A 25,302-nucleotide genomic window follows, 5' to 3' on the forward strand; every position below is an offset into this window, starting at 1 on the left:
GCCTGATGCTGGTTACAGCGCGCGACGCAAACGCGCCACTGCCTCATGCATCTGCTCTTCGGTTGCGGTAGCAAACGACAAACGCAGCGTGGACTGGTCCGGTTTATCGGCAAAGAAGAACTCGCCGGGCACGAACACCACGCCTTGTCCCAGCGTTTTCTGCAGCCAGGCGGTGGTATCAAACGACTGACGGAAACGCGCCCACAGGAACATGCCGCCTTTGGGCTGGTTGAAGCTCATCACATCGCCCAGCTCATGCGCCATCAATTCAGACAACAGTTCACCTTTGCGGCGATAAGCCTGACGGATGGTATCGATCTGTGCAGGTAAGCGCCCACTTCCCAGATAGAATTCCACGATAGTCTGGGACAATGAGCTGGCATGCAGGTCGGCGGCCTGTTTGATAATCGCCACGTTATGCAGCAGCCATTCCGGCAGAATCGCCCAGCCTAAACGCAGCCCCGGTGCCAGAATTTTGGAAAACGACGAGGTATAGACCACGCGGTCGGCATGACCGGCTTCTTTCGCCAACTGGTAAATCGTGGCATGGCGCTCCTCGGTGAAACGCAACTCGCCATATGGGTCGTCTTCTACGATCAGGAAATCGTGACGGGCGGCCAGCGCCACCAGTTGACGGCGACGCGCGTCGCTCAGGGTAACGCCGCTCGGGTTACCGAAGTTCGGTACCAGGTAGACACCTTTGATACGCGTGGTTTCGAGCAGTGCTGCCAGCTCATCCACCACCATGCCGTTTTCGTCAGACGATACCGACATCACCTGCGCTTCTGCCAGTTGCAGCGTTTGCAGTGCCGCCAGATAGGTCGGGCGCTCCACCACAAAGATATCCTGCGGGTTGGCGGTGGCTCGCATCACCAGATCCAGCGCCTGCTGAGAACCGGCCGTCACCACAATGTCCTGCGCCTGCGTTTGTACGCCACGCAGCGCACACAGTTCAGCGATACGCTCACGCAACAACGGGCTGCCTTCGGTCAGGCCATACTGAAACGCCGATTTTGGCTGCTCGGTAATCGCCCGTTGAGTTGCTTCATTCAGTCCCTGGAAATCAAATAACGCATCAGAAGGAATGCCGCCCGCCAACGAAATCACGCCGTCCATTTTGCTGTGCTTGAGCAATTCACGAATCGCGGAGCTTTTCAGGCGCGCCATGCGCTGCGCCAGTAACCCATCCGTTGACATGTTAAATCTCACTTATTTTTTTTAAAAAGATGGTAGAAAAACGGGCCGGTAAAACCCGGCCCGATGAGGTGTCTCACGTGAGCAGTAATTTAACCACCAAGGTAGGCAGAACGCACGGCTTCGTTAGCTAACAAAGCATCACCGGTGTCTTCCAACACCACTCGGCCGTTTTCCAGCACATAGCCGCGGTCCGCCAAACGCAGCGCCTGATTGGCATTCTGCTCCACCAGGAAGATGGTCATGCCTTCTTCGCGCAACTGCTGGATGGTGTCGAAAATCTGCAAAATGATGATCGGTGCCAGCCCCAGCGAAGGCTCGTCCAGCAACAGCAAACGCGGCTGGCTCATCAGCGCTCGGCCGATAGCCAACATTTGCTGTTCACCGCCGGACATGGTCCCGGCACGCTGGGCGCGACGCTCAAACAACCGAGGGAACAGATCGTACACACGCGCAATGCGCTCCTGATACTGTTCACGGCTGGCGAAGAACCCGCCCATCGCCAGATTCTCTTCTACCGTCATGCGGGAAAACACCCGACGGCCTTCCGGCACGATAGCGATGGCTTCACGCATAATGCGCGCCGTCTGCCAGTCGGTAATGTCTTTGCCGTCGAACACGATAGACCCTTGCGAGGCACGCGGCTCACCGCACAGTGTGCCCAACAGGGTGGTTTTACCCGCACCGTTGGCGCCAATCAGCGTCACGATCTCACCCTGATTGATATGCAGGCTGACCTGATGCAACGCCTGAATTTTTCCGTAGTGCGCAGAAACCTGATTCAATGACAACATAACGTTTTATCCTTCCCCCAGATATGCACGGATAACATCCGGGTTGTTACGAATTTCAGCCGGGGTACCGTTTGCCAGCGGCGTCCCCTGATTCACCACGTAAATCCGGTCAGAAATCCCCATCACCAGCTTCATATCATGCTCAATCAACAGCACGGAAACCTGATGATTGCCGCGCAGGTCGATAATCAACTCGTTAAGCTCTTCCGTTTCTTTCGGGTTCAGACCGGCAGCCGGTTCATCCAGCATCAGCAGTTCCGGGCGGGTCACCATGCAGCGGGCGATCTCCAGCCGACGCTGCTGACCATACGCCAGATTTCCCGCCTGACGGTTCGCCAGTTCGAGCAAACCCACACGTTCCAGCCAGACAGCGGCACGCTGCTGGGCATCCGCTTCGGCACGGCGAAACGCCGGTGTCTTTAACAGACCAGCGAACACCCCGCTTTTGAGGTGCTGATGTTGGGCGACCAGCAGGTTCTCAATCACGGTCATTTCGCGAAAAAGACGCACATGCTGGAAAGTGCGCACCACCCCCATACGGGCTATTTGCTGTCCCGGCAAGCCTTCCAGATGCTGGTCCCGCAGCACAATGGTGCCGCCAGTCGGGCGATAGAAACCGGTCAGGCAGTTGAATACCGTGGTTTTACCGGCACCGTTGGGGCCTATCAACGACACTATCTCGCCCTGATGCAAATCCAGCTCGACGTTGTTGACCGCCAGCAGGCCGCCGAAGCGCATCATCAGGCCCCGGACCGACAATAATGGCTGCGTGCTCATGCCTGCTCTTCCTTCTTCTCAACCTTACCAACCTGCAGCTTTATCTGCGGACGCTTCATCGGTAACAGCCCTTGTGGCCGCCAAATCATCATCAGTACCATCAGCGCACCCAGCACCAACATGCTGTACTCATTCAGGTCACGCATCAGCTCACGCGATACCACCAGCAGGATAGCCGCCAGAATCACCGCAAACTGCGAGCCCATCCCGCCCAGCACCACGATAGCCAGCACAAACGCCGACTCCACAAAGGTGAAGGATTCCGGGCTGACAAAGCCCTGACGAGCAGCAAATAGCGTCCCGGCGAAACCCGCAAATGCCGCACTGATGGTAAACGCCGTCAGTTTGATTTTGGTGGGACTCAGCCCCAGCGAACGGCAGGCAATTTCATCTTCACGCAACGCTTCCCAGGCACGACCCAGCGGCATGCGCAACAAGCGGTTGATGACAAACAACGTCAACACCACCAGCAACAACGCCACCATGTACAGGAAGATGATGCGGTCGCTAGGGTCGTAGCGCAGGCCAAAAAAGTGATGGAACGTATCCCAACCGCCTTGCGCAGTACGGTTAAACTCCAGACCGAAGAGCGTCGGCTTCGGAATCTGGCTGATGCCGTTCGGACCACCGGTAAAACCGGTATTGTTGAGCAGCAGGATACGCACAATTTCGCCAAACCCGAGGGTGACGATCGCCAGATAGTCACCGCGCAAGCGCAGTACCGGGAACCCGAGCAGGAAACCGGACAACGCTGCCGTTAGCCCTGCCAGCGGCAGGCACTGCCAGAAGCCAAGGCCATAATAATGGCTCAGCAGCGCGTAGGTGTAAGCGCCGATGGCGTAGAAACCGCCGTAACCGAGCACCAGCAGACCAGACAACCCCACCACCACGTTCAGGCCGAGGCCCAAAATGATGTAAATCATGGTCAGCGTGGCGATATCCACCGTCCCGCGCGACACCACGAACGGCCAGACGACGGCGGCGATAACCAACGCCAGCGCCAGCAGTTTTTGCCGTGGCGTGCTGCCGTCAAAGCTCGGCAGCACAAAACCGGGGCCAGAAACTTTCTTCACCCCTTGCGCCAGGGCAGGACGCAGTAATTGAAACAGGAACACCAGCGCGCAGGCAGCGATAATCCACATCCAGCGTACTTTTTCCGCACCATGCACCACCAGACGGGTTCCATCGAGACTCAGTTGCATCCCCATCAGGAATGTCGCCAGTACCAGCAGTACCAGCGCCGATACCACGGCATTAACCAGCGTGTGCAGTTTCATACCTTTTCCACCTCCGGACGGCCCAGAATCCCGGTCGGCATCACCAGCAGCACCACGATCAACAGCGCAAAGGAGACCACATCTTTATATTCAGTACTGAGGTAAGCAGACGTCAGCGACTCGGCAATGCCGAGAATCAGGCCGCCGATCATCGCCCCCGGAATACTGCCGATACCGCCCAGCACAGCAGCGGTAAACGCTTTCATACCCGCCATAAAGCCGATATAGGGGTTAATCACACCATAGAACTGGCCCAACAGCACCCCGGCCACCGCCGCCATCGCGGCACCGATAACGAAAGTCAGCGAGATAACACGGTCGGTACTGATACCGAGCAGGCTCGCCATTTTCAGGTCTTCCGCACAGGCACGGCAGGCGCGCCCCATACGGGAGTAGCGGATAAACAGCGTTAGTGCCAGCATCGCCAGAAAAGTGACGACCCAGATAGTCAGCTGCATCGCAGAGAGCGTCGCGGCAAAGCCGTTGCTTTCACCCAACACCCACTGGCCCTGGATCAGGCTCGGTAACGCCACGTCACGCGACCCCTGCATCAAACTGACGTAGTTCTGCAGGAAAATCGACATCCCGATGGCGGAAATCAGTGCAATCAGACGTTTGGAATTGCGCACCGGCTTGTAAGCCACACGCTCGATACTCCAGCCGTAGGCGCTGGAGATCACCACCGCCGCGATAAACGCGACGCCAATCAATAGCCAGCCAGCGTCGATGCCCATCATCATCAACGCCGCAATCACGATAAAAGAAACATAACTACCGATCATGTACACCTCGCCGTGGGCGAAGTTAATCATGCCGATAATGCCGTAAACCATGGTGTAGCCAATGGCAATCAGCGCATAGGTGCTGCCCAACGTCACGCCGTTGAACATCTGCTGAAAGAAATAGAGGAACTGCTCGGACATACCTTAACCTTAGACATTGCCCCCGCAGCCTGACGACTGAGGGGGCATCGGTATTGGAGTAATACGGGTTCGGTTAATTACTTCGCCGGAGAGGAAGTACCGTCTGCGTGCCACTCGAATACGCCAAATTCAAACCCTTTCAGGTCGCCTTTTTCGTCCCAGTTCAACGGGCCCATCACCGTGTCTACCGACTTGGCTTTCAGGTCAGCAGCCAGTTTGGCAGGCTCGGTGCTGCCGGTACGCTGCATCGCCGTACTCAGCGACTGCAACGCGGCATAGGTCGTCCACACGAACGGACCGGTCGGATCCAGTTTCTTGGCTTTCAGCGCGTCGACGATCGGCTGGTTGGTCGGCACCTGGTCATAACGCTTAGGCAAGGTGACCAACATGCCTTGAGAAGCCTCGCCAGCAATGTTGGACAGCGACGAGTTACCCACGCCTTCCGGGCCCATAAACTTGGTCGTCAGGCCTGCCGCGCGAGCCTGGCGTAAGATCTGCCCCATTTCCGGGTAGTAACCGCCAAAGTAGACAAAATCGACGTTTTCTTTCTTCAGGCGCGCCACCAGCGTGGAGAAGTCTTTATCCCCGGCGGTGATCCCTTCGAACAGCACCACATTCGCATTGGCTTTTTTCAGGCTATCCTGCACGGCACGGGCCAGGCCTTCGCCATACTGCTGCTTGTCGTGCACCACGGCGATACGCTGCGGTTTAACGTGCTCCAGAATATATTTCGCTGCGGTCGGCCCCTGATCGGAATCCAAACCGGTGGTACGCATAATCAGCTTGTAGCCACGGGTGGTCAGGTCCGGCGCGGTTGCGGCCGGTGTAATCATCAGCACGCCTTCATCTTCGTAAATGTCAGATGCAGGCTGAGTGGATGACGAACACAGGTGACCAATCACATAGTGAATACCTTCGTTAATCACCTTGTTGGCGACAGCAACGGCCTGTTTCGGGTCGCACGCGTCATCGAATTCCACACCCACCAGTTTGTTACCGTTCACGCCGCCTTTGGCGTTAATGTCGGCAATAGCCTGACGCGCACCGGTAAACTCCATATCACCGTACTGCGCTACCGGGCCAGACATGGCACCGACGATCGCGACTTTGATATCCGCCGCGTTTACCGCATGGCTCATTGCCGCTGCCAGGCACCCCACCAGTAATGCGTTACCTTTGCTTAATTTCATCCGTTTTACCCCATCTGTCATTTTTGGATATTGCTATAATTATTGTCGTTAACCGTTATTGTTCGCACTTTTTCATACGGAATAACGAGTTAGACTCTACTATAAGCAATAGTTTGTAATAAGGCTTTATTATTCATAATATTAAACAGGAGTTTTATGCTGTAAATCAACTGTAATTCTCAGTAAAACACGGCGCGAACAGCATAAAATACCATCTTTAAAATTTGAGTTTTGCTTTATAAATAGTCAGTTATGCTGGTTTTAACACCAAAGAATAATTAATTACTCGAAAAATTAATGCCGGGAAAACCTTTTTCCCTGTTAACCGTACAGAAAAAGTTACACAACCCTTTTTCTACAAGATCACTACAATATTCTTAAGAATCAACAGGAGTACCCGCGTATGAGACTCTCGGTTGAACGCCTCACAAAAATCAGCGAACAGGACAGGCATGACCTGGCTTTCATTTGGCCACACCAGAATTTCGACGCACTGGAGCGCGACCTGAACCATGATCACCGCCTGTTTGCCGCCCGTTTCAACGACCACCTGCTGGCCGGGGTGATTGTCGAAATCGATACCAACAGCGACAGCGCAGAGTTAACCGACCTGCAAGTCAGAACCTCCACCCGACGGCATGGTGTCGGCAAGTATCTGCTCGAAGAGGTACTAAAAGCCTGCCCTGACGTGAAAGAGTGGTGGCTGGACGCCGCCGACCATGCCTTGGTCAGCGAAGCCGTGATGGATAAGTTTATGCAATCCTGCGGTTTCTATCCGGTATCCGGCGGCTGGGAATATATTGTCAATCAGGAAGGGAAGTGAACAAGGAAGGAAAGTAGTGGCGTGCCAGTGATAAAAAGCCTGGCGTGTATACCCTAAATAATCCGGGTTGCAGGAAGACGGGTATAAAACAAAACGACCGGGAAGCCTGAGCTGTCCCGGTCGTTTATACCCATCATACTTCAAGTTGCAGGTGTGTTGGCTGCGTTCGCTCACCCGAATCACTTACCTGAGTAAGCTCATCGGGATTCACTCTCTTGCCGCCTTCCTGCAACTCGAATTATTTTGGGTATAGACGTTGAATCGTCTGCGAATAGCACGGCGTTATGCTTCGATAGCCGCCCGCAGTTTCTTCATCGCGTTCTTTTCTAGCTGACGCACACGCTCAGCAGACACACCGTAATGATCCGCCAGTTCCTGCAACGTGGACTTATTATCATCGTCCAGCCAGCGGGCACGGATAATATGCTGGCTGCGCTCATCGAGCCCTTCCAGCGCATAGGTCAACTTGTCTGCCGCATGGGTTTCCCAGTTGTCCTCTTCGATGCCATCGGCAAAGTCGGAAGACTTATCCTGCAGGTAGAGCATCGGTGCCATGGGCTGGCCCGGCTGCGCATCATCTTCCGGCGACGGATCAAAGGTCATATCCTGCGCCGCCATACGCGATTCCATTTCACGGACGTCTTTGCTGGTCACACCCAGCTCACGCGCCACCAGTTCCACTTCATCCTGATTGAACCAGCCTAAACGCTGCTTGGTCTTACGCAGGTTGAAGAACAGCTTACGCTGCGCTTTGGTGGTCGCCACCTTGACGATACGCCAGTTGCGCAAGACATACTCGTGAATTTCAGCCTTGATCCAGTGCACGGCAAACGACACCAGACGAACACCGACATCCGGGTTAAAGCGACGTACCGCCTTCATCAGGCCGATGTTGCCTTCCTGAATCAGGTCCGCCTGCGGCAGGCCATACCCTGAATAATTACGGGCAACATGAATAACAAAACGCAGGTGCGAAAGAATCAACTGCTTGGCGGCGTCCAGATCCCCGTGATAATGCAGTCGTTCAGCCAGCGCCCGCTCTTCGTCTGCCGTCAGCATCGGATAGGCATTGGCGGCACGGATGTACCCTTCCAGACTGCCCTGGGGAACTAAGGCGAAAGTTTGCATATCTTTGGTCATTCCACCCCTCTCATTAATCATTCATAACGTTGCACATCATCGGATAGCATACCGGTGATTGCTGCACTTTCTGTGCCTAAAAAATCGATTTGCTGCGCCTAAACACTATTTAGGTCTTACCACCGGTTTAGAGTGTGACGAGCTGCACAAGTTCCACCATTTTTAACCATCTTATTTTTCATATCAAGATGGCAGCACGGTGAAAGACAGGCTGGCGAACAGCGAAGAAAGGAAGGCACTCACTCACAATTTTAGTTAACTAACAATCTTAGCTAACTAACGATCTTAGTTACACTCTTCCCCCGCCGGGCGTCACGCACTTCGGGGGAAGAGTATACCAGAAAACCATCAGGCCGGACGTCGATACAGGTTACTGCGGTGTAAAACGGCGTAAATGTTGTACCGTTGCCAGCCAGGCCGCCAGCCAGCCAATCATCGCCGCGACCAGAATCAGCAGTAGCGCTTCATCCCAGCCCAACCCGCGTACCGTGAAGGTGGTGCCAAATACCGCCGCCACCTGTGCCGCTGCCCCTGATAACTTCCACACCAGCGCCTGCGACAGGATTAACGACAATACCGCGCCGCAAAACCCCAGCAACGCACCGCCATGCAGGAACGGCCGCAGAATAAAACCGTCCGTCGCACCGATAAGCTTCATTACATTGATGGTTTCGCGACGGCTGAAAATACTGAGCCGCACACTGTTGCCGATCACCAAAAAGACCGCCACCACCATCAGAATGCCTATCGTCGCGGCCACCTGACCCACCAACCCGGTCAACGCCACCAGACGGGAGAACCAGCTGTCATCCATGCGCACTTCATCCACCCCTTGAGTAGCGGCGATACGGTCACGCAAGGTCGTGAGTGTCTGGTTAGACTGGAAGCCCAGCTTCGGCGAGACAATGACCACCGCCGGCAGTGGATTTTCCTCCAGCATATCCAGCGCGCCGCCAAAACCGGACCAGTTACGGAACTCGCCCATCGCTTCATTGCGTGACAGGTAGTTGACCTTATCTACGCCATCTTCCGCCTTGATTTTGCCAATCACGGCTTCGGCGGCGTTGTCATCCAGCGACTTGTCCAGATACACCGTCAATTGCGGTGTGGGATACCACTGTGACGCCGCCTGACTGACGTTTTTCCACACCAGATAACAGATGCTGGGCAGTGTCAGTGAAATGGCGATCACCATGATGGTTAATAGCGTAGCCAACGGCTGACGCAGCATATCGCGCAGGGTGTTAGCCCAGGCGTACCGCCACTGTTCCTGCCAGCCACCTTGCAAAGCACGGGACTTGGATTTGGTGTTGTTGGCGGTTCGCTGCGTGCGGGTATTATTCGCCATCGTGACCTCCCAGCATGCGACCTTGCGCCAGCGTCAGCACCCGATAATGGCGACGGGCGATAAGCCCGGTATCATGCGTTGCCATCAACACGGTGACACCCACGCGGTTAAACTCTTCAAACAAGCGCAGAATGCCTTCGGAGAGCGCGTCATCCAGGTTGCCGGTCGGTTCGTCCGCCAGCAGTACGGCAGGCTTATTCACCACCGCTCGGGCAATGCCGACACGCTGTTGTTCACCGCCGGAGAGCTGAATCGGGTAGCTGCGCGCCTTGTCGAGCAGCCCGACCTTATCCAGCGCCGCCGACACACGGCGACGGATATCCTCGGCGCTGGCACCGGAGATAATCAGCGGCATAGCGACGTTTTCATACACCGTGCGATCCATCAGCAAATGGTGATCCTGAAAGATCATACCGATCTGCCGACGCAAAAACGGCACCTCACGTTTTTTCAGGCGGCTGATATCGTGACCACCAAACAGGATGTGGCCCGCGCTGGGGCGCTCAATCCCGCAAATCAGCTTCAGCAGGGTACTTTTCCCCGCACCAGAGTGACCGGTCAGAAATACCATTTCAGCCGGGCGGATATGAAAATCCACCCCCTGCAACGCCTGGCGACCACCGAGGTACGCCTTACTGACCTGCTCAAACCGAATCATCCGTTTTAATCCTCACGGGCAAACAAGGCTTCAATAAAATCATCCGCCTTGAACGGCCTTAAATCATCGATACTTTCTCCCACCCCGATGTAGCGGATAGGAATGCCGAATTGATCGGCGATAGCGAAGATCACGCCGCCCTTGGCGGTGCCATCCAGTTTAGTCAACGTAATGCCACTGAGCCCAACCGCCTCATTAAACAGTTTGGCCTGGCTGACCGCGTTCTGACCGGTACTGGCATCCAGCGTCAGCATCACTTCGTGCGGTGCGTCTTCATCCAGCTTCTTCATCACGCGCACAATTTTCTTCAGCTCTTCCATCAGGTGCGATTTGTTTTGCAAACGACCAGCGGTATCAGCAATCAGCACATCGACGCCACGCGCTTTGGCGGCCTGCAACGCATCGAAAATCACCGAGGCGGAATCCGCACCAGTGTGCTGCGCCACGACGGGTACATTGTTACGCTGGCCCCACACCTGCAACTGCTCTACTGCCGCCGCGCGGAACGTATCGCCCGCCGCCAGCATCACCGATTTGCCTTGCGCCTGATACTGACGCGCCAGCTTGCCGATGGTGGTGGTTTTCCCCACCCCGTTGACGCCGACCATCAAAATGACGAATGGCGTTTTGCTGTCGATAGCCAGCGGCATGTCCACTTTCGCCAGAATCTCGCTCATTTCCGCTTTCAGCAACGCGATCAGCGCTTCGGCATCCTTCAGTTGCTTGCGGCTGGCATGTTCGGTCAGACGGGCGATAATTTTGCGGGTGGTTTCCACCCCGACATCGGCAATAAGCAGTTGTTCTTCCAGCTCATCAAACAGATCGTCATCAATTTTCTTACCGCGAAACAGACCGACAAATCCTGAACCCAGATTCTCACGGGTCTTGATCAAGCTGCGCTTGAGGCGGGCAAAAAAGCCTTCTTTGGTCGGGCGCTCCTGCTCTTGCGACACGACCGGTGCCGCCATCGCTGCCACCGTATCGTGCTCGGGTTCCGCTGGCTCCTCGACTTGCACGTCATCAGGCGTTTCGGTGCCGTCTACTGCCTCGACATCGGGCACATCTTCTACGTCAGCGTTTGGCGTATCGGCTGCCAGCGTCATGCCCGGTTGTTCTGGTGCTGCGGTTGATGCTTCTACTGCCGTGTCCAGCGGTTGCGCATCTGACAACGGCGTTTGCGCCGTTTCGGTTGTCACCCCGTCTTGTACCGGCTGCTCGGGTACGGTTTCACTGATATGCTGTGCCGATGCCACCGCCGCAGGCGTTACGTCATCCGCAGTCTGCTCTGCGGTCTGTGTCGCTTCCGGCACCGGTTGCGATTGTTCGGTTTGCTCTTCGTCCTGACGCCCTAATCCCAGCCAGGAAAAAAATCCGCGCTTTTTCTCTTTCGCCATCGTGTAATTGCGCTCCTGCCACCCAGTGCGGCTGATCAATAACCAATGAAGTCAATAAAACAACGAGTTTAACACTTTCCCGACGCCAGCAACACGCGCCGGACCACCGGGGAGAGTGACAATCTCCGTAACCAGGTGTGTCAAACAACGGACAAATCTACGAATTTGGGGGATTTTTCCGCGTTTCCTCCCATTAACTGCATCTTTACATTTGCTACACCGGCTGCCACCGTTAAAATAACGCCTCACAAAATCCGCCGGGCAGCCGTCGGTACCCTTTTCAGCAAAATACAGGTTATGGCAAAACATCAAGCGACATCCGCACCCGGCCAAATCCGCATCATCGGCGGGCAATGGCGCGGCAGAAAACTCCCCGTGCCGGACAGCCCCGGTTTACGCCCTACCACTGACCGCGTACGCGAGACCCTGTTCAACTGGCTCGCACCGGTGATTGCACACTCACGTTGTCTGGACTGTTTTGCCGGTAGCGGCGCGTTGGGGCTGGAAGCGCTGTCCCGTGCCGCGGCCCACGCCACGCTGCTGGAAGCCGAGCGCAATGTTGCACGCCAGCTGACGCAAAACCTGGCACTGCTGCGTGCGGATAACGCCGAGGTGGTGAATACTGACACGCTGCAATGGCTGGCTAAACCGTCGTCGGCGCTTCCTTTCGATGTGGTGTTTCTTGACCCGCCATTTCGCCGTGGCCTGTTAGACGACACACTGCGGCTGTTGGAAGCTGGTGACTGGCTGGCGGAAGAAGCCTGGATCTATATCGAAACCGAGGCGGAAAACCGCATGCTGGCCATTCCGCCCACCTGGTCGCTACACCGGGAAAAAACCGCAGGACAGGTTTCCTATCGTCTTTATATCCGTCACGCATCTGACGCAACGCCTGGAGGCAACGATGAGCATTTGGATTAACTTTGGCCGACTGCTGATGCTGGGTATATGGGGATTCTTGATTCTGAACCTGATTCATCCCTTTCCCCGCCCGCTGAATATTTTCATGGTGCTGGCGATGGGATTCATGCTGTTGATGCACGGCGTGCAATTTCTACTGCTCAAAGCCAGTCAACCCAAAGACGCCCCGCCGCTCAGCGGGATGTTGCAGTTGCGCATCTTTCTGTTTGGGGTATTCGAATTACTGGACTGGCAGCGCAAGCAACCTGTGCCGCCGCGTAAAAAACGCTAACGGCAAACCGTCTATCAGCAGGGAAACGGTGGCGCGCCACGCGCCACCGGATAGCTTAGGGTTTTTTACCGGGCAAATAAGGGAAATGGGTAACGTTATCGCCCAGGTCTGAAATACGCGCACTATCGCGATCACGCCCGGTCACCGCATCAATACGGATAACCGCCTGAAGCGGAATATAGCTGCGGCCCACACCGGCAAACTCCGTTTTCAGTTTTTCCGTGGTGGGATCAACCAGTACCGCAGACTGGTTATCGAAAACGAAGTCGGCAATTTCAATAAATCCGAACAGATTGCTCTGCACCAGCTCGCGTACATACAGCTGATAGTTCTTACCATTATTCATGAACTGGATACGGTAAAGTACGGGTTCATTGCTCATTAAAAGTTCGTCTCCCCCGGCTGGTTGTCGGGTATCATCATTCCGTCACAAAAACTGGCCGCTAACATAGCATGAAGCCTGACGCCTCTCCACCGGCAGACCAGTCGAAGCCGTAGAGTGCACGCCCATTATCAGGTTCTACCTATACTTAGGTAACAACACGTTGACTTAGCATGACTCAAACAGGCAACGCCTGTCGGCGTGACCACACTGCCGGGCAGGCCAATAAAAAGCGAACACGCCGACTTTCGCGACACGACGGGGCGGCGCCTTATTCACCCGATTCTTATTCACCCGATTAAAGGACACCCTATGCTCTGGTCTTTTATTGCCGTATTTTTTTCTGGCTGGTTGTATGTCGATGCCAGCTATCGTGGCCCAGTCTGGCAGCGCTGGTTGTTTAAACCGCTCACCCTGCTGTTGATGATGCTGATGGTCTGGCAGACACCACAACTCGGTATCCCCGGTTATCTGGTTGTGCTGGGGCTGGCCGCCACCCTGATAGGTGACGCGCTGTTACAGCTTTCAGGTGAGAAATTACGGTTCGCGCTGGCCGCCTATCTGGCCGCGCATGTGCTCTATACCATCAGCTTTTTCACCGTTCAGCCTTCGCTTGGCTTGTTCTGGCCGTTACCACTGGCGCTGATACTGCTGTCGGCGTTGCTCCTGGCACTGCTGTGGTCACGGCTGAAAGCCGAGCGTCTGATGGTCACCGCACTGGTGTTGGTGACCGCCTTCATGGCATGGGTTGCCGGGGAGCACTATTTTTCGCTGGGCAACGCCGCCAACTTCTCGTTACTGGCAGGCACGCTGCTGCTATTCGTCGGCCACGCCATCTGGCTGGTGAATCACTTTCGCGTTAGCTTCCGCGCCTATCAGGCATTAATGGCTATCTGTTACTTTGGCGGCCACTTCCTGATAGTGCGTTCGCTTTATGTCTGATAACAACGGCCTCCCGGCCAACCGGGGAGCACATCTTTAGTGACGCGTTTAGTGACGTGTTGAGTTACGCGCCTTTACGCAACAGATAACGATACGGCAGTTGCTCGGTCGTTTGCGCCAGCAACTCATGCTCCATGTAACGGCAAAAACCGGGAATATCGCGGGTGGTTGCCGGGTCATCGGCGATGATCAACAACGTTTGCCCGGTCTCCATCTTGCGCACCGTTTTGCGCACCATCATCACCGGCTCCGGGCAGCGCAGTCCTTGTGCGTCCAGCGTGTGGTCTGGATTGGCGAAAATATCGGTCATTCAGTGTCTCATTATGCTTATCGAATACAGTGCGGCGTAGTTATGCAGCATCGTTATTGCAGCGTAGTTTACGCTTCCCGCAAGGGGGTGCAAGCCGCCCGCCGAACATGAATTATAAGCACAAAAATGATGCGCTGACTAAGCATTGCAAAGCCGCAACAACGCGGTATGATGCCGACACGTTAGCGTTAAAAAGACGCATATACCCTAAATAACGCAAGTTACCGCACGACAGAAACCGAACGTCTCACCCAAGGCTTATCTGAGCCAGTTGTTCAGGTGAAACAAGGGCGATCAGCGCGGCAGTAACCTGAAGCATGGCGGGTATGACGAGGCAATAGTCTGGGTTCCCTCACCCCAATAACCAAAAAAAGGTCACATTATGTTTCAGTTCTCCGCACAACAGCGGCTGACAGCGCTGTGCTGGCTGTCGCTCTTCCATGTTCTGGTCATTATTTCCAGTAACTATCTGGTGCAGTTACCCATTACGATTTTTGGCTTTCACACCACCTGGGGCGCCTTTACCTTCCCGTTTATCTTTCTGGCTTCTGATCTGACGGTACGCATTTTCGGTGCGCCGCTGGCCCGCCGCATTATTCTGACCGTGATGGTACCGGCCTTGATCGCCTCATATCTGGTCTCTTCCCTGTTTTATAAAGGTGAATGGCAGGGCTTCAGCGCACTGAGTCAGGTGAACCCGATGGTCGCACGTATCGCCGCCGCCAGCCTGATGGCTTATGTACTGGGCCAGATTCTCGACGTACACGTTTTCAACCGCCTGCGTCAGCTCAAAGCCTGGTGGGTAGCCCCAGCGGCCTCCGCGGTATTTGGTAACCTGAGCGATACGATCGCGTTCTTTTTTATCGCCTTTTATCGCAGTACCGACCCGTTCATGGCGACCCACTGGATGGAAATCGCGACGGTGGATTATTTCTTCAAAATCGCCATCAACCTGGTCTTCTTCCTGCCGATGTACGGCGTACTGCTCAACATGTTGCTGCGCCGCCTGAGCCAGCCAGGGAGCTCGCCGTTCCAGAATCAGGCCGCCTGATACATGTTTTTATGTAAAACGGACTTTCCCGCCCAGAAAGGGGTTTCGGAATAGCCGGAAAATTGCCTGCCCCAGCCTGATTCGGGCGTAATAACAGCCAGCGTAATAACAAAACGCTTGTTTTTATGCCCCGAATCAGGTGCCATAGCGCCACTTCTGTTTTTGTTCGTGATGAAAGAAAGGATACCCATGCCAAACTTAGCGAAATATATCGGTATTGGTCTGCTGGCCGCTACACTGGCTGCCTGTGACGGCAACAGTGATAAAAAAGCCACCGCGCCAGCCGCTAACCCGGCGGCAGAAAAAACCACCGTGCAGGCTGTGTCCCTGCTCTCCGGTAAACTGAACTTTACCCTGCCAGACGGCGTGAGCGACCAAAGTGGTAAACTGGGCAATCAGAACAACAACATGCACGTTTATGCTGATCAGAGCGGACAGAAAGCCATCATCGTGATTATCGGTGATGACACGCCGCTGGACCTGCCAGCATTAGGTCAACGGTTGGAACAGCAGCAACGTAACCGCGACGCCAGCCTTCAAGTACTGGGCAACAAAACCGCTGAGATCAACGGCCACCAGATTCAGCAGTTAGACAGTGTCATGACCAGCAATGGACAGAAAGCGTTCTCGTCCATCGTACTGGCTAAAGTAGACAATCGCTTGTTGACGCTGCAAATCACCCTGCCAGCAGATAACTTGTCTCAAGCGCAGGCTGATGCAGGCAAGATAATCAGCACGCTGAAACTGAACTGATTCGTCGTTTTCTCGATTATCCCGCCGCGCCGACAACGGCTGACGGCGGGAATATGCTCACCCCACACACCCTTCCTGCCCCGCACGCAACGACAATCGCGCCGTCAGCAACAACCCCACCAACGCCAGTACCGCCGCAGCCAGATAGATAGTATCGATAGGGGTGTAGGCCATCATGACGCCCGCCGCCGGTCCTGCCACCCCCAGTGAGAGATCAAGAAAGATGGTATACGTCGCCAGCGCGCTGCCCTGATTCTGCGCGGATACCGCTTTGACGGCCACCACGCCCAGCGCCGGGAATACCAGTGAAAACCCGGCACCCGCGAAAAACGCGCCCACTTCCGCCATCAGCGGGTAAGACGCCAGCCACACCAGCAGCAGACCGGCGCCTTCCACCACAAAACAGACCAGCGCGACACGCAGACCACCAAAACGGCTAATCACATTGGGGAATAACAGCCGTGTACCAACAAAAGCGCAACTGAATACACTCAGGGTCAGCGCGGCACCTTGCCACTGATGGCTGGCGTAAAACAACGTGATAAACGTTGAAATCACGCCAAATCCTGCGGACGCCAGCGACAAAATCACACCGTACAACCAGACCTTACCCAGTACCTCGCGAAACGGCAGTTTCTTGCCCGGCGTGACCGTGACCGCCGGACGCGGTAGCGCCAGTAAAATCGCCGTACCGGCCACCACCACAATCACCAGCGCCAGCAACCGCAACCCACCCAGATGATAAATCCAGACCCCCAGCGGCGCGCCAATCGCCATCGCGCCGTAAGTCGCCACACCGTTCCACGAAATCACCCGGCCAATGTGTAACGACCCGACCACACCAACGCCCCACAGTGTGGCACCGGTCCCGGCAAAGCTCTGCCCTATTCCGAGAATCAGACGCCCCACACACAGTAAGACCAATGCCAGCATCGGTGAGCTGTCGTTCCAGGAGGCCAGCGCATAGAACACGCCACTTAGCAGTACCCCCGTCAATCCAAACACCACCACCTGTTTCGGCCCTTTTTCATCGGCACGGCGGCCAGCACGGGGACGACTGAGCAGGGTAGAAAAATACTGCAGACTGATAACCAAACCGGCCCAGAATGCGCTAAACCCGAGGTGTTCATGCACATACCCCGGCAATACCGCCAGCGGCAAACCAATATTCAGGTAACTGGCAAAATTAAACATCACCACAGACATGATGCGTAAATTCAAACGTAAGCCACCGGGAGAGGGTTTCGGCGCTACAGGCGGTGTGGCAACAGGCATGACGGATAGGCTCGCTTTCGGGTCGCGTCGACAGGCGATCGCGGCGGACAGACAACGTTAAGATTCCGAGTATAAACAAGACATTTTCGTCTTTCAGCATCAATCCGGGCGATATACCTTCTTTACTCGTTAACGTTTACATGAGCACCACTTTGACATAACAGCAGTACGCCTGCGTTATACTCAGCAGGCGTATTACGTCCAGGAGAAACCGCATGCCTGTGAAGCCCGCCCCGCACACGTCATCGACCGAACAGGGGACGCCCCATCAACAACCCGGTCGTCTGACCCGCTGGCTCCATCACATCCGGTCGGTACCGGCTATCGCGCATCTTATCCGTGCAGGAGAGCGCTTTAACGACCGAATGGGTAACCAGTTTGGCGCCGCTATCACCTACTTTTCATTCCTGTCGTTGATTCCTATTTTGATGGTGTCGTTCGCCACGGTTGGGTTTGTGTTGGCCTCCAACCCCGATCTGCTGACGGGGCTTATTAACCGAATCGTCAACAGCATCAGCGACCCGAACCTGGCCCGCACCCTGAAGAACACCGTGAATACCGCCGTACGCCAGCGTACGACTGTCGGATTGACTGGTTTGCTGATAGCACTTTATTCAGGCGTTAACTGGATAGGCAACCTGCGCGAAGCGATTCGCGCCCAGTCACGTGATGTGTGGGAGCGCCGGCCCCATGAAGAAGAGAAACTGTATCTGCGCTATCTGTGGGACTTCCTGTCACTGATTGGCCTGCTGCTGGCGCTGGGGGTCACGCTCTTTCTCACCTCGGTCGCAGGTAGCGCGCAGGCTACCATTGTGCGGGCGTTGGGTCTGGGCGGTATTGAATGGCTGCGACCAGCCATGACGTTAATTGCGTTATCCATCTCTATTTTCGCCAACTATCTGTTGTTTTTGTGGATACTGTGGGTGTTGCCGCGCCATAATCCCCGACGCACACCGCTGCTGCGCGGCACATTAATGGCAGCCATCGGCTTTGAAGTGTTGAAATTCGCCATGACGGTGGCGTTACCCAAACTGGCGACCTCGCCTTCCGGTGCCGCGTTTGGTTCCGTTATCGGCCTGATGACATTTTTCTACTTCTTTGCACGCCTGACGCTGTTCTGCGCCGCCTGGATAGCCACGGCAACCCCGAAAAACGATGCCAGCCGACAGGCACCGTTACCCGACGCCTGACGTGTACCACGCTGATAACCAGGAGTACCCCATGCCTTTCGTTAATATTCGCATCACCAAAGACGGCGCCAGCGCCGAACAAAAGAAACAGCTGATTGCCGGTGTAACGCAGTTGCTGGTCGATACGCTGGGGAAAAACCCGGCCACCACCGTCGTCATTATCGATGAAGTGGAAACCGACAATTGGGGTATTGGCGGGCAGAGCGTTACCGAGCGCCGCCAGCAGCAGTCATAACAGGAAACACAATGTATTAACCGTTCACTCTGCGGCAAGGATCGGGATTACAAGCGGTTTTCCCGATCCATATCATGAAAAAATAAAACATCGTTTCATCGCTATTGACTCTACGCTGTGTAATGTTGAGACTGGCGCTAGTTTCCATTGGGTTCACCTTCTCTTTTTTACAGGTCAGCTGTCATGACGATGAAGAACATTGCGATTATTGGCGAGTGCATGATTGAACTGTCACAAAAAGGCGCGGATCTTAGCCGTGGCTTTGGTGGCGATACCCTCAACACCGCCGTTTATATCTCCCGTCAGGTAAAACCAGACGCGCTCGGTGTGCACTACGTCACCGCACTGGGTACCGATTCCTTCAGTAGTGAAATGATGGCGTCCTGGCAGCAGGAAGGTGTCAAAACCGATCTGATCCAACGTCTGGACAACAAATTACCGGGGCTGTATTTCATCGAAACCGACGCTACCGGTGAGCGTACGTTTTACTACTGGCGTAACGACGCCGCTGCCCGTTACTGGCTGGAAAGCCCGGATGCCGAAGCCATCAGCCAGCAACTGGCGAAATTCGACTACATCTACCTGAGCGGTATCAGCCTGGCTATCCTCAATCAGCACAGTCGCGAACGTCTGCTGGCCGTGTTGCGTGCGTGCCGCGCCAACGGCGGCAAAGTGATTTTCGACAACAACTACCGCCCACGCCTGTGGCAAAGCAAGGAAGAAACCCGCCAGTCGTACAGCGCGATGCTGGCCTGCACCGATATCGCCTTCCTGACGTTGGATGACGAAGATATGCTGTGGGGTGAGATGCCGATAGATGAGGTGCTCAACCGCACTCACGGCGCTGGCGTGACCGAAGTGGTTGTCAAACGTGGCGCAGATTCCTGTCTGGTGTCTATTCAGGGCGAATCGCTGCTGGAAATTCCGGCCATTAAACTGCCAAAAGAGAACGTCGTCGATACTACCGCCGCGGGTGACTCATTTAGCGCCGGTTACCTGTCAGTACGTCTCAATGGTGGCAGTGCAGAAGAGGCCGCCAAACGCGGCCATCTGACCGCCAGTACCGTTATTCAATATCGTGGGGCAATTATCCCGCTGGAAGCCATGCCTGCCTGAACAGCGCATAGCTGACGCAACAAAAAACGCCGGTTCAGTACCATGCTGAAGCGGCGTTTTTATTGCTATCGAGTTATTGCCATAAAACCGCGGCGATAAAACCACGATTATCGCTACCAAACGACAGTTGCCCACTTACTGCCGGTTATCAAACCGACAGCAAGTGGAACGCTAACGCTACCTACCCAAACCAATACTGCGCGTTAGCGATCGGGGGGGGTTAGCGCACAGCCGAGTTTTCATCCTGCGGTGCTCTGGCAGCGTCCGGCGAGGCAGACGCAGCGTTATTGTCCGGCTTCATGATGCTCATATAGGTTTCCCGCAACGCCTTCATGTTGGCTTCGGGCTCACCTTGTGGTTGCAGCATCATCAACGTCGCTTCCTGAGACAGTTGTTGATGCAGCTCCTGATTCAGCATCTCCAGGGTAACAGATGCCAGATAGTTCTGACGCAGTTTCTGATATTGCTCCGGTGCGATATCCACCACCCCGTTTTTCTGCGAACGCAGGCGCTGATCCATCAGAATATCCGTGCTGGCACGGGCGTAAGTCGCGAACAGTTTACCCAGCTCTTCTGTCTTACGTGCCATCAGCGTTTCGAACTCAGCCTGAGACAACCCTTTATCCCGTAGCGCCAGCAGTTCTTTGCTCAGGAATGTCACGCCGGTCTGTGCCGATTCACCAGTGACATTGTCCAGATGGATAGCACACTGGGCGCGGCCATACACCACGTTGCAGTCAAAACGGATATTGGTGTCTTTCAACGGACTTCTGGTCAATGCCTGCTGCATGTGCCAGAACAGCGCCTCACGTGCCAAATCGCTATGCCAGTAACGAGCCAGCGCCTTTGAATCACGGATGGGTTGCCAGGGCATATCCCACACCAGCGACAGAATATCCTGCCGCACAGTGCTATCCATCAGGCTTATCGGGGTCGACGGCATCGCAGACAGCGTCGGCAACGGCGATGGCGTCACCCGTTTCCCCTGTAACGGTGAAAATGCCTTGTCTATTTGTTCTGCGATAGCACGGCTATCAACATTACCCACCACGTACAACGTCATGGCATCCGGCGTGTACCAGGTTTTGTAGTATTTGCTCAGTTGGTCGGCCGTTACCGCTGCTTTCAGCGGCTGCCCTGGCGCGTATGACAGCAATGACGATCCCTTCAAACGATAGCGCCAGCTCGGGTCCTGCGGATTGGCAGGCGCGGTGGCTACCGGGTCAATCATCTTCATTGCCGATGCAATGCGTTTATCATTAATCGGCAACTGGCCTGCGGTATCCGCCAGCCAGCTCAGTGCGTCTTTCAGCAGGTCAGGCCGGTTATTCGGCAGACTCAGGTTGTACGACGTAAAGTCATACGACGTCGTTGCTGGAGGCAACGGCCGGGTTTCGCTTTCAGACTGCTGCCACAAGGACGGCAACTGGCCTGCAGAAAAGGTATCGCGCGGCAACAATGCCAGGCGAGGAATAAAATGGGCAAACCCCGTCTGTTGCGCATTCTCCGTCAATGAACCGGTATTAATCATCAGCCGTAGTTCAATCCGGTCACTGGGACGCTGGGGTGTTGCAAGAAGCTGCCAGCTAAAGCCGTTATCCAGCTTGCCTTGTTGCCAGGCGGGATCGGGTTGTAGTGCTTCAGCCTGCACGTTGCCGACTGTCATCGCCAGCAACACTCCACCAACAAAAAGGCTAAATTTGGTGCCCTGCATGTGAACCCCTACTTTAATCACTAACCAATACAGTATGTTTTTGTGAATTCGGGCGACATCGTCCTGTCACCTCACGTGTCATACCCACATCGTTCGAGTTGCAGGACAACGCGCTCGTTTGAACAACGCAAAACGCGGGCCCTTCAAGGGAAAAGCTCATATGAGCCTTGTAACGCGGCAACCGGGTGAGTGAAGGCAGCCAACGCACCTGCAACAGGAAGTACGACAGGTATAGTCGCCCCACAAAAAACGAGAGGCGAAGTGTACCATCAGGTTAGACAGCGTGCTTTCGTCTATGTCACTCAACAATGTGAAAATAAGAGTAAAAAATTTAGTGGCGTCTAAATTTAACACAGAATGGATGAAAATCACCCACAGTCCGTAAAACGAACCGTGGGTAACCGGCAGGAAAAAATCCGAACTACGCTATCTGACTATCAGGATGGGCGGGATTGCGCCGCCGTGCCGTCCTGACGACCGGACAACACATCGCTCATCTGTTTGGAATCAAGCTGTTTACACCACTTGGCAACCACTACCGTCGCTACACCGTTGCCCACCAGGTTGGTCAGCGCACGGGCTTCGGACATAAAGCGGTCAATCCCCAGAATCAGCGCCAGACCGGCAATCGGCAGATGCCCTACGGCAGAAATGGTCGCCGCCAGCACAATAAAGCCGCTACCCGTCACGCCTGCCGCCCCTTTAGACGACAGCAGCAACACCACCAACAGGGTAATCTGATGCCAGATATCCATGTGGCTGTTGGTGGCCTGGGCGATAAATACCGCCGCCATGGTCAGGTAAATCGAGGTGCCGTCCAGGTTGAAGGAGTAGCCGGTAGGGATAACCAGACCCACCACCGATTTCTTGCAACCCAGTTTTTCCATCTTCTCCAGCATACGCGGCAGCGCGGACTCGGAAGACGACGTTCCCAGTACGATCAGCAGCTCTTCACGAATGTAACGAATGAATTTGAAGATGCTGAAACCGGCGGCTCTGGCAATACTACCCAGCACCAGTACCACGAACAGGATACAGGTAATGTAGAAGCAGATAATCAACTGCCCCAGTTGCACCAGCGTACCCACGCCATATTTACCGATGGTAAAGGCCATCGCACCGAATGCCCCCAGCGGCGCCAGACGCATGATCATATTGATGATGCCGAAAATGACTCGGGAGAAGCTGTCGATCACGTCGAAAATCAGTACACCTTTATCACCCAGGTGATGCAGAGCAAAACCGAACATGACCGCAAACAGCAGCACCTGCAGGATGTTACCGCTGGCAAACGCGCCAATGACACTGGAAGGAATAATATCCATCAGGAACGGCACCACGCCTTGCTTATCGGCGGCAGTAGCGTAGTTTGCTACCGCTGCGGCGTTCAGCGACGATGGATCGACGTTCATGCCCGCACCAGGCTGCAATACGTTCACCACCACCAGACCGATAATCAGCGCCAATGTACTGACAATCTCAAAATAGAGCAGCGCAGCCGCACCGGTGCGCCCGACCGCTTTCATACTCTCCATCCCGGCTATCCCGGTGACGACGGTACAAAAGATCACTGGCGCGATCACCATTTTGATTAATTTCACGAATCCATCGCCCAGAGGCTGCATCTGCTGCCCCAGCGCCGGGTAGAAATGACCCAGCAATATCCCTATGGTAATAGCTGTAAGCACCTGAAAGTAGAGACTTTTAAATATTGATTTTTTCATAGTGTGACGTCCTTTGATGGGAAAAGACACGGGGGACAAAGAACGATAAAATTGCCGCCTGTGCTTGCGTCGGAAAATAACATCCCGATAACAGAGAAAATACTTTTATAACTTTAGTTTGTGAACGTCCGGTTAAAAACAAGAGCTGAATCGCTTCAACAAAACCTTTCCCAAAAACATTGCATTAATCTACTGGCAACATCACGCATAACCAACATGCTTTCAGGCACGTGAAAAACCGCGCCACAGCACTATTCTGCGCTGATTCATAAGATTTTTTTGTGAATGGGATCACGGGTAACAATCAGGTTAACAAAGCGTGAAGCACAAACTGACAAAGGGGGATGAGAGAAGAGGAGTATGGCGAGGAGAATATATGGCGAGGAGAGTACCCCGCCATGTGTAGACACATCTCGTTATTGGTGACGTGCCGCCATCATCGCCAACAGGCGTAAGCTGGACGAGTAGTAATCTTCCGCGGCACCGGGCTTATCACTCAATGCGTCGAGGTTACCCATCGTCAGGTCACGAACCGCCAGTAAGCCGCCCTGCATTGAGTATGGCGCGGTATTATTGCTCAGCACATCAATCCAGGCGGGTGTCGCCAGGCGGGAATAATTACGCCAGTACAACTGGAACGGTACCAGTGCTGTGGTTTTGGCATCATACCAGTACAGGTATAACGGCACACGGATAGCGTCATAACTGAAACGCGACGGCCAGGCCGTGGCGGGTGCCATCGTGCCATCCGCGTTCAACGCCACCCAGTCCGTCGGTAAGCCAACCTGACCGAAGCGCATTTCACCAATCAGCGATAAACCATCGTCAATCAGTTGCCGCCACACCTGTAGGTGGCTGCGACGGGCAAAATCTTGCCAGGCAGGGAACAGGAAATAGGAGGGATTCAGGACCACATAACTGTTTTTATTGAAGCCATAGGCACCGGGCAACATCACGGTATGACCGGCAAACTGGATAATCTCATGGCTGATGACCGCTTTCTGAATAGCGTCCGAGGCTTGCAAATAGCTATTGTCCTGCCACTTGTTCCCGGCCTTCAGCAGCGCCCACGCAATCAGTACATCACCATCCGACGCGTTGTTTTTATCAACGACCGGATTGGCTGCCGACGGGTCATAGCGCCAGTAAAACAAGCCGCTGGACGTATCCCTGAGATGGCTCTGCGTCCAGTTCCACAGGCTATCGAATGCGGCACGGTCGCCATAGTGCACCGCCATTAACATGGCAAACCCCTGGCCTTCGGTATGACTGACATTCTTGTTGCCCGTATCCTGAATGCGTCCGTCTGGGGTCATGAAGTGGCTTTTGTAAGTTTCCCACCCGGTTGCTGCCGTTGCCGACACGCTAAACCACATCATCGCTATCAATACCCAACCACGCCACATTGGCTTTATCATGTTATCCCCCGGCTCAATGCTGATAACGAAACAGCAAAATCGAGCCATTGTCGGTTTCCTCACAGGACAGCGGGACATATTCCGCTCCGCCCTGCTCACATAGCCAATGGCTGTAGAGTCCTTGCAATACGGCCGCCATTGACATCCTCCATCGCGTGCTACCCGCAGCCCCCACCAGAACAGGCAATGACAGATGATAAATCTCCAGCCGGTTTTCATACGGCCGCAGGTCCACACATCCCCAGTGAAACAGGGACAATACCTGATTCATCTCCCGTTCAAGGTCGGCAACGGTAACCGCCGCAGGCAACGAATAACGTTCCGCCAACTGCCTGCCCATGTGGCGTAAAAACGCCAGCCCTTCCTGCTCACCGGCGCTATCCATCATCCCATTGACGATCACACCGAACAAATCCGCCCAGCCAGGCGGCAATTGCTGCTGGCGATAATAGTTCAATGCATGCTGTTGCAGTTCACTCATG

General features: G+C 54.7%; 27 protein-coding genes. 9 read left to right on the forward strand and 18 right to left on the reverse strand.

Annotation, left to right across the window (positions count from 1 at the left end; translation table 11 throughout):
• Window positions 1-12 precede the first annotated feature (12 nt).
• From LF929_RS20140 to LF929_RS20165, 6 genes are all read right to left on the reverse strand, one after another.
• The gene (locus LF929_RS20140; protein ID WP_038909312.1) at window positions 13-1,197 is read right to left on the reverse strand and encodes a PLP-dependent aminotransferase family protein; all 1,185 of its coding nucleotides are present in this window, start codon (window positions 1,195-1,197) and stop codon (window positions 13-15) included.
• Window positions 1,198-1,286: 89 nt separating this feature from the next.
• Window positions 1,287-1,988 carry a high-affinity branched-chain amino acid ABC transporter ATP-binding protein LivF gene (livF, locus tag LF929_RS20145; protein ID WP_016942790.1) on the reverse strand — a complete coding sequence of 234 codons (702 nt, stop codon included), beginning with the start codon at window positions 1,986-1,988 and terminating at the stop codon, window positions 1,287-1,289.
• Between the two features lie 6 nt (window positions 1,989-1,994).
• Window positions 1,995-2,765 (reverse strand): high-affinity branched-chain amino acid ABC transporter ATP-binding protein LivG, encoded by a 771-nt coding sequence (livG, locus tag LF929_RS20150; protein ID WP_012886629.1) that lies wholly within the window; start codon window positions 2,763-2,765, stop codon window positions 1,995-1,997.
• Window positions 2,762-4,042, reverse strand: coding sequence for a high-affinity branched-chain amino acid ABC transporter permease LivM (locus tag LF929_RS20155; protein ID WP_038909313.1), 1,281 nt, complete (start codon window positions 4,040-4,042; stop codon window positions 2,762-2,764). The genes livG and LF929_RS20155 overlap by 4 nt, the downstream gene beginning before the upstream one ends.
• Entirely contained in the window at window positions 4,039-4,965 is a 927-nt protein-coding gene (gene livH, locus LF929_RS20160) for a high-affinity branched-chain amino acid ABC transporter permease LivH (RefSeq protein ID WP_012886631.1), read from the reverse strand. Before livH ends, LF929_RS20155 begins: the two co-directional genes overlap by 4 nt.
• A 77-nt stretch (window positions 4,966-5,042) precedes the next feature.
• Window positions 5,043-6,155, reverse strand: coding sequence for a branched-chain amino acid ABC transporter substrate-binding protein (locus tag LF929_RS20165; protein WP_038909314.1), 1,113 nt, complete (start codon window positions 6,153-6,155; stop codon window positions 5,043-5,045).
• Between the two features lie 403 nt (window positions 6,156-6,558).
• On the opposite strand from LF929_RS20165, the gene panM reads away from it, so the two are divergent.
• Complete coding sequence (gene panM, locus LF929_RS20170; RefSeq protein WP_016942787.1) at window positions 6,559-6,978, forward strand: aspartate 1-decarboxylase autocleavage activator PanM; 420 nt, start codon at window positions 6,559-6,561, stop codon at window positions 6,976-6,978.
• 282 nt (window positions 6,979-7,260) lie between these two features.
• Here panM and rpoH read toward each other — a convergent pair whose 3' ends face one another.
• The 4 genes from rpoH to ftsY all read right to left on the reverse strand — a co-directional run bounded on the left by rpoH (window position 7,261) and on the right by ftsY (window position 11,518).
• Complete coding sequence (gene rpoH, locus LF929_RS20175; RefSeq protein ID WP_012886634.1) at window positions 7,261-8,118, reverse strand: RNA polymerase sigma factor RpoH; 858 nt, start codon at window positions 8,116-8,118, stop codon at window positions 7,261-7,263.
• Between the two features lie 370 nt (window positions 8,119-8,488).
• Window positions 8,489-9,466 carry a permease-like cell division protein FtsX gene (gene ftsX / locus LF929_RS20180; protein WP_226092873.1) on the reverse strand — a complete coding sequence of 326 codons (978 nt, stop codon included), beginning with the start codon at window positions 9,464-9,466 and terminating at the stop codon, window positions 8,489-8,491.
• Window positions 9,456-10,124, reverse strand: coding sequence for a cell division ATP-binding protein FtsE (gene ftsE / locus LF929_RS20185; RefSeq protein WP_012886636.1), 669 nt, complete (start codon window positions 10,122-10,124; stop codon window positions 9,456-9,458). The genes ftsX and ftsE overlap by 11 nt, the downstream gene beginning before the upstream one ends.
• Before the next feature lie 5 nt (window positions 10,125-10,129).
• Window positions 10,130-11,518 (reverse strand): signal recognition particle-docking protein FtsY, encoded by a 1,389-nt coding sequence (gene ftsY, locus LF929_RS20190; protein WP_226092872.1) that lies wholly within the window; start codon window positions 11,516-11,518, stop codon window positions 10,130-10,132.
• Between the two features lie 297 nt (window positions 11,519-11,815).
• On the opposite strand from ftsY, the gene rsmD reads away from it, so the two are divergent.
• Together rsmD and LF929_RS20200 are read left to right on the forward strand one after the other, a co-directional pair.
• A complete protein-coding gene (rsmD, locus tag LF929_RS20195) occupies window positions 11,816-12,439 on the forward strand; it encodes a 16S rRNA (guanine(966)-N(2))-methyltransferase (RefSeq protein WP_038906025.1) in 624 nt (207 codons plus the stop codon).
• The gene (locus LF929_RS20200) at window positions 12,429-12,710 is read left to right on the forward strand and encodes a DUF1145 family protein (RefSeq protein ID WP_023641036.1); all 282 of its coding nucleotides are present in this window, start codon (window positions 12,429-12,431) and stop codon (window positions 12,708-12,710) included. Before rsmD ends, LF929_RS20200 begins: the two co-directional genes overlap by 11 nt.
• 55 nt (window positions 12,711-12,765) lie before the next feature.
• Here the strand turns inward: LF929_RS20200 and LF929_RS20205 are convergent, their stop codons facing one another.
• Window positions 12,766-13,092, reverse strand: a complete 327-nt coding sequence (locus tag LF929_RS20205; protein WP_019845362.1) for a DUF1820 family protein — start codon at window positions 13,090-13,092, stop codon at window positions 12,766-12,768.
• A 312-nt stretch (window positions 13,093-13,404) separates the two neighbouring features.
• Here LF929_RS20205 and LF929_RS20210 point away from each other — a divergent pair, with 312 nt between their 5' ends.
• Window positions 13,405-14,034: a lysoplasmalogenase gene (locus LF929_RS20210; RefSeq protein WP_038909319.1), complete on the forward strand. Its 630-nt coding sequence runs from the start codon at window positions 13,405-13,407 to the stop codon at window positions 14,032-14,034.
• A 64-nt stretch (window positions 14,035-14,098) separates the two neighbouring features.
• Here LF929_RS20210 and tusA read toward each other — a convergent pair whose 3' ends face one another.
• Window positions 14,099-14,344: a sulfurtransferase TusA gene (tusA, locus tag LF929_RS20215; RefSeq protein WP_019845360.1), complete on the reverse strand. Its 246-nt coding sequence runs from the start codon at window positions 14,342-14,344 to the stop codon at window positions 14,099-14,101.
• A gap of 382 nt (window positions 14,345-14,726) precedes the next feature.
• Between tusA and LF929_RS20220 the strand changes: the two genes are divergently transcribed.
• Window positions 14,727-15,395 (forward strand): 7-cyano-7-deazaguanine/7-aminomethyl-7-deazaguanine transporter, encoded by a 669-nt coding sequence (locus LF929_RS20220; protein ID WP_038906027.1) that lies wholly within the window; start codon window positions 14,727-14,729, stop codon window positions 15,393-15,395.
• On the opposite strand, the gene LF929_RS20225 is transcribed toward LF929_RS20220, so the two are convergent.
• The gene (locus tag LF929_RS20225) at window positions 15,383-15,541 is read right to left on the reverse strand and encodes a hypothetical protein (RefSeq protein WP_226092871.1); all 159 of its coding nucleotides are present in this window, start codon (window positions 15,539-15,541) and stop codon (window positions 15,383-15,385) included. The genes LF929_RS20220 and LF929_RS20225 overlap by 13 nt on opposite strands.
• A gap of 43 nt (window positions 15,542-15,584) precedes the next feature.
• Between LF929_RS20225 and LF929_RS20230 the strand changes: the two genes are divergently transcribed.
• On the forward strand, window positions 15,585-16,148 hold the full coding sequence (locus LF929_RS20230; protein WP_038906028.1) for a DcrB family lipoprotein: 564 nt from the start codon (window positions 15,585-15,587) through the stop codon (window positions 16,146-16,148).
• A gap of 57 nt (window positions 16,149-16,205) precedes the next feature.
• On the opposite strand, the gene LF929_RS20235 is transcribed toward LF929_RS20230, so the two are convergent.
• Window positions 16,206-17,423, reverse strand: coding sequence for an MFS transporter (locus LF929_RS20235; RefSeq protein ID WP_210176914.1), 1,218 nt, complete (start codon window positions 17,421-17,423; stop codon window positions 16,206-16,208).
• 215 nt (window positions 17,424-17,638) lie between these two features.
• On the opposite strand from LF929_RS20235, the gene yhjD reads away from it, so the two are divergent.
• The 3 genes from yhjD to LF929_RS20250 all read left to right on the forward strand — a co-directional run bounded on the left by yhjD (window position 17,639) and on the right by LF929_RS20250 (window position 19,964).
• Entirely contained in the window at window positions 17,639-18,613 is a 975-nt protein-coding gene (gene yhjD, locus LF929_RS20240; RefSeq protein WP_038906031.1) for an inner membrane protein YhjD, read from the forward strand.
• Between the two features lie 31 nt (window positions 18,614-18,644).
• The gene (locus tag LF929_RS20245) at window positions 18,645-18,848 is read left to right on the forward strand and encodes a 2-hydroxymuconate tautomerase family protein (RefSeq protein WP_012886647.1); all 204 of its coding nucleotides are present in this window, start codon (window positions 18,645-18,647) and stop codon (window positions 18,846-18,848) included.
• 183 nt (window positions 18,849-19,031) lie between these two features.
• Window positions 19,032-19,964, forward strand: coding sequence for a sugar kinase (locus LF929_RS20250; protein ID WP_038906032.1), 933 nt, complete (start codon window positions 19,032-19,034; stop codon window positions 19,962-19,964).
• Window positions 19,965-20,184: 220 nt separating this feature from the next.
• Here LF929_RS20250 and LF929_RS20255 read toward each other — a convergent pair whose 3' ends face one another.
• The 4 genes from LF929_RS20255 to bcsD form a co-directional block, all read right to left on the reverse strand.
• Entirely contained in the window at window positions 20,185-21,678 is a 1,494-nt protein-coding gene (locus LF929_RS20255) for a pitrilysin family protein (protein WP_226092870.1), read from the reverse strand.
• 437 nt (window positions 21,679-22,115) lie between these two features.
• Window positions 22,116-23,402: a dicarboxylate/amino acid:cation symporter gene (locus LF929_RS20260; RefSeq protein ID WP_210173971.1), complete on the reverse strand. Its 1,287-nt coding sequence runs from the start codon at window positions 23,400-23,402 to the stop codon at window positions 22,116-22,118.
• Window positions 23,403-23,818: 416 nt separating this feature from the next.
• Complete coding sequence (locus LF929_RS20265; protein WP_038909328.1) at window positions 23,819-24,820, reverse strand: glycosyl hydrolase family 8; 1,002 nt, start codon at window positions 24,818-24,820, stop codon at window positions 23,819-23,821.
• A gap of 13 nt (window positions 24,821-24,833) precedes the next feature.
• Window positions 24,834-25,301 (reverse strand): cellulose biosynthesis protein BcsD, encoded by a 468-nt coding sequence (gene bcsD / locus LF929_RS20270; RefSeq protein ID WP_210173970.1) that lies wholly within the window; start codon window positions 25,299-25,301, stop codon window positions 24,834-24,836.
• Between the last annotated feature and the right edge of the window lies 1 nt (window position 25,302).

This window comes from Dickeya oryzae (genome assembly GCF_020406815.2).
Lineage (GTDB): Bacteria > Pseudomonadota > Gammaproteobacteria > Enterobacterales > Enterobacteriaceae > Dickeya > Dickeya oryzae.